The organism is Micromonospora sp. NBC_00617 (assembly GCF_045161355.1).
Lineage (GTDB): Bacteria > Actinomycetota > Actinomycetes > Mycobacteriales > Micromonosporaceae > Micromonospora.
In genome coordinates, this window is sequence record NZ_CP107751.1 from 4,800,662 (window position 1) to 4,810,721 (window position 10,060).

Annotated in this window: 3 protein-coding genes; 1 reads left to right on the forward strand and 2 read right to left on the reverse strand. The window is 73.6% G+C overall.

Going from position 1 to position 10,060, the window contains the following annotated elements:
• The first annotated feature begins 25 nt into the window (after positions 1–25).
• Complete coding sequence (locus tag OG505_RS22050) at positions 26–1,585, forward strand: serine hydrolase domain-containing protein (RefSeq protein WP_405427144.1); 1,560 nt, start codon at positions 26–28, stop codon at positions 1,583–1,585.
• Here OG505_RS22050 and OG505_RS22055 read toward each other — a convergent pair.
• Positions 1,507–9,864 carry an amino acid adenylation domain-containing protein gene (locus tag OG505_RS22055; protein WP_405427146.1) on the reverse strand — a complete coding sequence of 2,786 codons (8,358 nt, stop codon included), beginning with the start codon at positions 9,862–9,864 and terminating at the stop codon, positions 1,507–1,509. The two genes, OG505_RS22050 and OG505_RS22055, sit on opposite strands and share 79 nt — an antisense overlap.
• A complete protein-coding gene (locus tag OG505_RS22060) occupies positions 9,861–10,052 on the reverse strand; it encodes an MbtH family protein (protein ID WP_393366592.1) in 192 nt (63 codons plus the stop codon). Before OG505_RS22060 ends, OG505_RS22055 begins: the two co-directional genes overlap by 4 nt.
• Positions 10,053–10,060: the final 8 nt, after the last annotated feature.

Consider the following 10,060-nt stretch of genomic DNA (forward strand, 5'->3'; position numbering starts at 1 on the left):
CGACCGGCACCAGGGAGGAACGCTGATGATCGCCCGCACTCTCGCCGTCGGGGCGGTGGCGCTCACCCTCGCGTCACCCGTCGCCCCGGCCGTCGCGGCCCCGACCGTCCACCGACCGCTCACCGAGACGGTCACCGCGGCCGTCACGGACCGCCTGGCCGCCGGGAAGGTGCCCGCCGCCGCGTACGCGGTGGTCGAGGGAGACCAGGTCGTCACCGGCGGATACGGAGCCGGCGTCACGGCCGACACGCCGTTCGTGCTCGGCTCGATCAGTAAGTCGTTCACCGCGCTCGCCGTGCTGCAACTCGTGGACCGGGGTGCGGTACGACTCGACGCGCCGGTCACGGAGCACCTGCCCTGGTTCCGGACCGCGGGGGCGGGCGGCGTGCCGACGGTGCGTCAACTGCTCGATCAGACGAGCGGGCTGCCCACCTCGGCGGGCGTCGCCGACCTGCAGGACACCGGGCGTTCCCTGGAGGAACGGGTCCGGGGCATCGCGATGGTGCGCCCCTCGTCCGCGCCCGGTGAGCGCTTCCAGTACTGCAACCTCAACTTCGCGACGCTGGGTCTGCTCGTGCAGGAGGTCTCGGGGCGGCCATTCGGGGATTACCTGGAGGCCGAGGTGCTGCGGCCACTCGGGATGAGCCACACCTACACGTCTGTCGACGCGGCCCGCGAGGCGGGTCTCGTGCGCGGCACGGTGCCCTGGTTCGGCCTGGCGGTGCGCCGCGAGGCCGCCTCGTTCCCCGGCGCGCTGCCGGACGGATACCTGGTCTCCACGGCCGAGGACATGAGTCACTACCTGCGGATGCAGCTCGGCGACGGCACGTTGCGGGGAAAGCGGGTCATCTCGGCGGACCTGCTGGCGCTTATGCAACGGACCGCGACCAGCACACCGGCGGGCGCGGCCGCACCGCACACCGACGGGTACGGCCTCGGTCTCGCCACCGGCACGGCCGGGGGTACGCCGCTCGTCGCCCATGAGGGTGACGTGACGGGCTTCCACAACGACTTCGGTCTGCTGCCGGAGCGGGACACCGGCCTGGTCGTGCTGACCGCCCAGAACTCGTTCCTCCTGGACAACGCGGCCGCGTACACGGCCGGGCTGGCCGTCCTGTCGGGCGAGGAGCCCGCGACGGGTGCCGGTGGCTTCTGGAGCCGTTACCTGGTCGTGGACGGTGTCGCCGCGCTCGTGGCGCTGCTGATGCTGCTCCGTGCGGTGCGGTTGGCGCGCGGCCGGGCCCGGGGCTGCCGCCGCAACTCGGCGCGACGGGCACTGCTGGGCATCGTGGGTGCGGTCGTGGTGGCCGCCGCCGCCACCGTCGGGCTGGTGTACGGCGGCGGCGCGCTCGTGCAGGGCTATCCGCTGGACCCCCGGTTGCTGCTGACCAGCGCGCCCGAGGTGGCGGTCGTGGCCGGCCTGTTGCTGGCGTATCCGCTGGTGGCCAGCCTGCTCCGGACGATCGGCGCGCTGCGGCGGGGCCGGCAGCCCGGCCCCGCCGCGCCTCAAACGTCCGCTCCCCAGCCCGCCAGGAGGTCCGCGCCGTACGCGGTCACCACGTCCGCCCTCATCAGGTCGTCGTGACGGGCCGCGACCGGCAGCACCCGGATGGCGCCCGTGACGTGGGGTGCCCAGAGGGCGTCGACCGGGCCACGGCTCGCGGGCTCGTCCGCCTCGGCCGCCACCAGCAGCAGCGGACCGTCGTACCGGCCCGGCGTGAACGCGGCTCCCAGCGCGCCGTGGTGGCGGATGGTCGCGAGCATCGCCCGCAGTCGTCGCGGGGAGAACTCCCCCAGCACCCCGCCGCGCCGACGGGCGAGCGCGCAGATCCCGTCCACGTCGAGCACGTCGACAAGCGCCGCGATCTCCGGGTCGGTCGGGTCGTACCCACCTTCGGCGAGCAGATGAGCGAGCAGGCCGCGATCGTCCTCGGTGTCGTCGAAACCGTGCGCCGGATAGATGTCGAGCACCGCGAGACGATCGACGGTCTCCCCTGCCGCCTGCAACTGCACGGCCATCTCGTGTGCCACGTAGCCCCCGAACGACCAGCCGAGCAGCCGGTAGGGGCCCGACGGCGCCACCGCGCGGATCCGCTTGACGTACCGGGCCGCCAGTTCGGACACCGAGGCGGCGGGGGCGGCGTCCGGGTCCGCCTGGAGCCCCAGGACCCGCTGCGCGGGATCCAGGTGCGGCGAGAGCGCCAGGTACGGCCAGGCCAGCCCGACGCCGCCGTGCACGGTGATCAGCGGCGGGCGCGAGTCACCCTCCTGGAGCACGACGAGCGGTGCGAACGCGTCGTCGGCCGCCTCGACCGTCACCTCGGTCAGGCTTTCCCACCACGCCGTGAACGAACGCAGGAGCGCCGTGCCGACCTCCTCGCCGACCAGTCGCTGGGCGAACTCCCAGCGCACGACGAGTTCGGTGCCCTCCAGGGAGGCGTCGACGGCCAGCACGAACGGCTGCGGCAGATCCGCGGCCACCTCGTCGGCCAGGTTCTCGACCCGCTCGGGAGCGAGAGACCAGCCGGCCGCGAATTCGTCCGTCGCACCTGTCACGCCCAGGTAGTTGACCGAGATCTGCGGCCGCACCCGGTGCACACCGGCCCCGGCCAACAGCTGCCAGCCCAGACCTTCGTGTGGCACGCTGCCGCGCCGGGCGGCGGCGTCCCGGATCGCGTCCCGCAACCGCTCTGTCGGCGTGCCCGTCGCGGCGGGCGGGTCCAGGCGCAGCGGGAAGCTGCTGGTGAACCATCCGACCGTGCCGCTCACATCGACGATGCCGTGCAGCGACGTACGCCCGTGTGACTCCAGCTCGACAAGCACCGGGCCGGGTTCGCGTACCTCGGCGACGGCCAGACCGAGCACCCCCAGCAGCACCGCTTCCATTCCGGTGCCGAGCGCCCCGGCGGCGGAGAGTGCCGCCGCGGTCCCCTCCGGCGTGAGCCGCGTCCAGCGGGTCCGGGTGGTGCCACGGTGGTCGCGAAGCGGATCCATCTCCCCGTCGACCAGGCCACCCGGCGCGGCGGAGGCGATCTCCCGCCACATCGGCAGCTCCGCGGTGTGCCGCGGCGCCTGCTCCCGCAGCTCACTCGCCCAGCGGCGGTAGCTGGTGAGCACACCGGACGCGCCGGTGTCGTCGCCGGCCCAGAGCCGGACCAACTGCGGGACGAGGATCTCCCACGACATCCGGTCCACGGCGAGGTGATGCACGGCCAGGACCAGCCGCCCCGGCACGTCCGCCCCCAGGTCCAGGTAGCGGACCTGCACCAGCCGGCCGGCGGCCGGATCCAGGCCCCGACGCGCCTCGGCCGCGAGGGTGGCCACCACGGCGGGCACCTGCCCGGACTCGGTCGCCGGCAACCGCACCACACGGGTGCACGAGGTGGCCTCCGCGCCGACCGGCGGCACGGTCAGACGCCACCCGGAACCGGTGTCGGTGAGGCGCATCCGCAGCGCGTCGTGCCGGGCGATGAGCGCGTCGACCGCGCCCTCCAACGCGGCCGGGTCCTGTCCCGGCGGCGTGGTCAGCACCGTGATCTGGCTGAACGCCTCCACCGAGCCGACCCGTTCACGCAGCAGGCGTACCGCGGGGGGCAACGGCACCTCGCCGATGCCGTCGTCGTCGGCCTCCACCCTGGACACCGCGAGCGCAGCCGCAAGCGCCTCCGCGGTGCGGTGGACGAAGACCTGCGCCGGGGCGACGGCGTAGCCGAGCGCCCGGACGGCGGAGACCGCCCGGACCGCGCGGATGCTGTCGCCACCCACGGCGAAGAAGTCCTCGTCGGCACCAATCTCGGAAACGCCTATGACGTCGGCGAAGGCCCGGCAGAACGCCTCCTCCACCGGACCGCGCGGCGGTCGTCCGGACCGCTCGGCGGCGACCGTGGCGGGTGCGGGGAGTGCCTGACGGTCCACCTTGCCGTTCGGCGTGAGGGGAAGCCGGTCCAGCACCACCCAGGCCGCCGGCACCATGTACGCGGGCAGGAGGGCCGCCACGCCCGCACGCAGGGCCCCGGCCTCGACCGGGCCGGCGACGTAGGCGACGAGGGTGTTCGCCCCGCGCTCGTCCTGCGGCGCGGTGACCACGACGTCACGCACCCCGGCCTGCGCGCGGACCGCGGCCTCGATCTCACCCAGCTCGATCCGGTGCCCGCGCACCTTGACCTGGTGATCGCGGCGTTCGCGGAACTCGAGCTGACCGTCGGGTCGCCAGCTCACGTTGTCGCCGGTGCGGTAGATCCGGCTGCCGGCAGCGAAGGGGGACGCGACGAAGCTGGTCGCGGTGAGGCGAGGGTTGCCGATGTAACCGACGCCGACTCCGGCACCGCCGACGTACAGCTCGCCGACGATGCCCGGTGGGCAGAGTCGCAGCTGTTCGTCGAGCACGTACAACTGCGTGTTGCGGATGGGGACGCCGATCGGGGCCGACGCCCGGTCCAGTGGATCCGCCTCGCGCAGCACCGCGTGGGTGACGTCGTCGGAGCACTCCGTCGGACCGTACGCGTTGACGACCGGGATCCCCGGATACCGGGCGAGCCACCGCGAGACGTGCCGCCCGGGAAGGGCCTCGCCGGTGACGACGAGCCACCGCAGCCGGTCGAGCGGTGGCGGGGTCAGGCCCGCGTCCCAGGAGTCGAGCATCGGGGCGAGCAGCGACGGCACGATCTCCAGCACCGTCACGTCGTGCCGCACCGCGTCGTCGAGCAACGCCTCCGGGTCGGCGACGCGCGCGCGGGCGGGCACGACGATCCGGCCGCCGGTGAGCAGGCCGGCGAACATCTGCCACACGGAGATGTCGAACGTCAGGGCCGCGTTGTGCACCGTGACGTCCGTGTCGTCGAGGTCGAGGTCCACGACCTTGGCCAACAGATGGTTGATCATGCCGGACCACGCGACGACCGCGCCCTTGGGCCTGCCGGTCGAGCCGGAGGTGAACAGCGTGTACGCCAGCGCCCCCGGCACGGCCGGCGGGATCTCCATGGGCACGGTCGCGGGGCTGCCGTCCGGGGCGGGGTGCACCACCACGGGTACGGTGCCAGCGGCCAGGGTACGGGCGGTCTCCTCGTACTCGGGCGCGCAGAGGATCGCCGCCGCACCCGATTCGATAAGCGTGCCCGCCGATCGTGCCGTCGGCGCGGCGGGGTCCACGGGTGTGTACGACGCACCGGCCCGCCAGACACCGAGGATCCCGGTGATCGCCGCCGCGCCGGGCTCGGCGATCAGCAGCACGGAACCGCCCCGGGGCACGCCGGCCTCGGCCAGGCTGGCTGCGACCAGCGCGCCGCACACCTCCAGGTCCCGGTAGTCCAGGGTGGTGCCGGCCTGCTCGTCGGCGACGCCCACCCGAGCCGGCTCGTCGGCGGCGGTACGGGCGAGCCAGGCGAAGAGGTCCACGTCGGCGGCATCCTCGTCGCCCGCCCCACGGGCGAGCAGTTGGGCGCTCTCCTCGGCGAAGAGGGCGTCGACCCTGGCCAGCGTGGGTTCGGTGGTGAGCCGGTCCAGCAGCAGCACCGCGCGGCGGGCCAGCAGCTCGGCGGTCTCCCGGTCGAAGAGGTCCGCCGCGTACTCGAGATGCAGGTCCAGGGTGTCGCCGGCGGCGTCTCGGCGCTCGACGAACTCGAACGACACGTCGAACTTGGCGGTACCGGTGTGCAGACCGCCGAGTTCGAGGATGTCCGGGTCGGCGGGCCGCTCGTCGACGGTCAGTCCCAGCATGGTCTGGAACAGCGGATGCCTGTTGGTGACCCGCTCCGGCGCGAGTGCCTCCACGACGTCCTCGAAGGGGACGTCCTGCACGGCGAAGGAGGCGAGGTCCGCCTGGCGTACCCGGGCGAGCAGGGCCGGCACGGTCGTGACCCCGCGCAGGTCGGTGCGGAGCACGACGGTGTTGACGAACATGCCGACCAGGTCGTCGGTGGTGTCGTCCTGGCGGCCGTGCACGGCGACGCCGAGCGGGATGTCCGAGCCGGCGCCCAGGGCACGATAGAGCACCGCGACGGTGGCCTGCAGCATCATGAAGAGGGTGGCCTGCGCGGACGCGGCCGTCGCGCGGGCCCGACCGAGCACCTCGGCGGGAACGGCCACGCTGACCAGGCCGCCCCGGTGGGTTTCGGTGTCCGGTCGCGGCCGGTCGTACGGCAGGGCCAGCTCCGGCGGGAGGCCCGCGAGCAGGTCCCGCCAACGGTCCAGGCCCACGCCGCGGTCCCGGGTCAGCTCGGCGGCCGCCACGTCCTTGAACTGCAACGGCAGCGGCGGCAGCACGGCCGGGTCGCCGTCCCGGCGGGCCCGGTAGCCGGTCATCAGGTCACGCAGCAGCGGTGTGAAGGATCCGGCGTCGACCGCGACATGGTGCATGACCAGCAGCAACAACTGCGACCGGCCGTCCTCCGGCGCGCCGAGATACGCCCGGATCGGCACCTCGGTCGTCAGGTCGAACGGCACCGCGGCGGCCGCCTGCGGGTCGGTGAGCTTCCGCACCGGCACCCGGCCGGGCGTCGAGGGGAGCACGACCTGCTCGGCGCCGTCGGCGGTGGATACGTAGACGGTCCGCAGGATTTCGTGCCGGTCGAGCAGGTCGTCGAACGCGCCGCCGAGCGCGGCCACGTCGACCGGGCCGGCGAGCGTGACCAGCAGGGGCACGTGGTACGCGCTGCGATCCCCACCGAGCTGGTCGAGCAGCCAGAGCCGGAACTGGGCCGGGGAGAGGGGCCCCCGGTCGCCGCCCAACGGTCGGATCGGCTCACCGGTGGCCTCGTCCGAGCCGATGGCACGGGCGAGGGTCCGGGGGGTGGGGTTCTCGAAGAGCAGCCGCAGCGGCAGCGGCCGGTCGAACGCGCGGCGCAGCCGGCTGATCAACCGGGTGGCGGTCAGCGACTGCCCTCCGCCGGCGAAGAAGTCGAGGTCGGCGGGGACGTCGACGCGACCGAGCACCTCCCCGAACTGCTGCTGGACCAGGTCGAGCACCGGATCCCAGCGCTCGGTGGTGAGGGTGGCCGGTGTGTCCCGCACCCCACCGAGCGCCTCCAGCGCCCGACGGTCCACCTTGCCGTTCGCGGTCAGCGGCAGCTTGGCCAGCTCGACCAGCTCGCTCGGCCGCATGTACGCGGGCAGCCCCTGGGCGAGCACCGCCGTCAGTGCGGCCCGATCGAGCGGTCCCGCGGCGGGCACCACGTACGCGACGAGCACCTGGTTGTCGTCCGCGTCCCGCACGGCGTGCGCGACGGCGGCGCCGACGGCCGGCTCGGCCAGCAGCAGCGCCTCGATCTCCCCCAGCTCGATCCGGTGACCCCGGATCTTGACCTGGTTGTCGGAGCGCCCGAGATAACGGATCCGCCCGTCCGGGGCGACCTCGCAGACGTCACCGGTCCGGTACATCCGGCTGCCGGGCGGCCCGTACGGGTCCGCGACGAACCGGGCCGCCGTCAGCGACGTGTTGCCCTGGTAGCCGCGGGCCACCCCGTCGCCGGCGATGTAGAGCTCGCCGGCCACGCCCGTGCCGACCCGGCGCAGCGAACGGTCCAGCACGTACGTCCGGGTGCGCCAGATCGGCAGGCCGATGCGGGGCGCACCGCCGTCGGCCACGATCTCGTCGGCGGTGGACCAGACGGTGGTCTCGGTCGGCCCGTACACGTTGAGCACACGTCCGGCCTTGACGGCGAGCGTCGTGGCGAGTTGCTCGGAGATGGCCTCACCGCCGGTGAGCACGGTCAGGCCGGTGAGCCCGTCCGGGCGCTCGGCGGCGAGCGTGTGCCAGAGCGACGGTGTCGCCTGCATGACGGTGATCTCACGACGCAGCAGCAACTCGGCGAGACGGTCCACGTCGCGGACGTCGTCGCCGGTCGCGACCACGATCTCGGCTCCGACCAGCAGGGGGCCGAGAAGTTCGAGCCCGGCGATGTCGAACGCGAACGTGGTGACCGCGAGCAGCCGGTCGTCCGGTCCGAGGCCGCTGCGTGCGTTCATGTCCTGCAACAGGTTCGCGATCGCGCCGTACGAGACGACAACGCCCTTGGGCAGGCCTGTCGACCCGGAGGTGTAGATCACGTACGCGGCATGGTCCGCGCGCAGCGGCGCGAGCCGGTCGGCGTCCCCCGGCCACTCGTCCGGGCGGGCCGCCAGCGCCGCGCGGGTCTCCGGATCGTCGATGACAAGCAGCGGAACGCCGTCGGCTCCGGGGACCCCCGCGTCCGCGGCAGCACGGTCGACGATCAGCAGCGCGGGACGGGTCTGGCCCAGCACGTACCCGATCCGGTCGGCGGGATAGTCCAGGTCGAGAGGAAGGTAGGTGCCGCCGGCCGCACCCACGGCGGCCGCGGCGACGACGAGGTCTCGGCGTCGACCGCAGGCGATGCCCACCACCGCCTCGGGGCCCACCCCCTGGGCGATCAGCTCCCGAGCCAGGCGCGCGGTCGCCGCCGCGAACTGCGCGTACGTGTAGTCGCCGTCCCCGTCGCTGACGGCGGGGCGGCCGGCGTGCCGTCGTACGGAGTCGGCGATCAGCTCGGGCACCAGCGCGGCCGTCGGCGCACCCTCGTCGTTGGTCCCCGTACTGGTCAGCGCCCGGCGCTCCGCACCGGTCAACGTGTCCAACTCGGAGAGTCGACGGTTCGCGGCGCCGGGAACGGCGTCGAGGAACGCGGCGAGACGGTCCGCCCAGTGCACGACGGTGTCGCGGTCCAGCTTCTCCGGCGCGACGTGGAGCCGGATGCCCTGCCCGGGGACGACGACCACGGTCAGTGGGTAGTGCGTGGAGTCCCGGCCGGACACCCCCTCGATCGTCAGTCCGGCGGCGCGCAACGCGCTGTCGTCGACGACACCCAGCGGGTAGTTCTCGAAGAGGAGCACACTGTCGAAGAGCGGGCCGAGGCCCGCGATCTCCTGGATCTCGGCGAGGCCGAGGTGCTGGTAGGGCGTGAGGTCACGGCCGCCGGCCTGGAGGGTGGCGAACGTCGACCTCAGCGTGGCAGCCGGGTCCAGCTCGACCACGACGGGCACCGTGTTGATGAACAGGCCGACCATCTGGTCGAAGCCGGGCAGCTCGGGGCGACGGCCGGAGACGGTGGCGCCGAACACGACCACCCGTCGATCCAGCAGCGCGCCGAGCAGGACCGCCCAGGCGCCCTGGACGATCGTGTTGAGGGTGAGCCCGTGCGCGCGCCCCCAGCGCTCGATCTCGGCCATCCGCTCCGCCGAGATGGGCAACTGGATGTCGACGGGCATTCGGGTCGGCGACCGCAGCTCGCCGGCCGCCAGTGTGGACGGTTCGGTGAGCGGGGCCAGCGAGCGCCGCCACGCCGCACGGGCCGCCTCGGGGTCCTGCGCCTTGAGTGCCCGCAGGTGGTCGCGGTAGCGGCCGGTCCGGGGCAGCGCGGCCGAGTGCCCGGCGTACGCGGCGAGCAGGTCGCGCAGCAGCACCGGCACCGACCAGCCGTCGACCAGGAGGTGGTGCAGGGTGAGCACGAGGCGGTGCCGGTCGGGCCCGCGCGAGACCAACAGGCAGCGCAGCAGCGGCGCCACGGCGGTGTCGAACGGGCGCAGCCGCTCCTCGTCGGCCAACGCCAGCAGCGCGGCGTCGGCGTCGTCCGGCCCGATGCCAACCTCCCGCCACGGCGCCTCGGCGCTCGTCGCGATGACCTGGACCGGATGGCCCCCACGGTCGCGCCGGAATGACGCGCGCAGCGTCTCGTGCCGCTCGATTGTCGTCTGGACCGCGGCGCGCAGCCGGTCGGCGTCCAGGTTGCCGCGCAGGTCCACGGTCACCTGGATCGCGTAGAGGTCGACGTCCTCGGTGAGGTCGGCGTGGAAGAGGAGACCCTGCGCGAGCGGGGAGAGCGGCAGGATCTCGGCGATCGCGGAGCCGCTCAACGGATGCTCAAGGGGCGCAGGTCGGTCCAGTGCTGCTCGATGTAACTGAGCGCCTCCGCCCGGGTGGTGGTGTCGAGCGCGACCCGCCAGCCGGCCGGCACCTCGGCGAAGGACGGCCAGATCGAGTGCTGCTCCTCGCTGTTCACCAGCACCAGGAACGTGCCGGCCTCATCGTCGAACGGGTTCATGTCAAAGT

Bases quoted from the DNA above. Each gene is read 5' to 3' on its own strand.
- OG505_RS22050 (WP_405427144.1), top strand. From the start codon at position 26: ATGATCGCCCGCACTCTCGCCGTCGGGGCGGTGGCGCTCACCCTCGCG.
- OG505_RS22060 (WP_393366592.1), bottom strand. From the start codon at position 10,052: ATGAACCCGTTCGACGATGAGGCCGGCACGTTCCTGGTGCTGGTGAAC.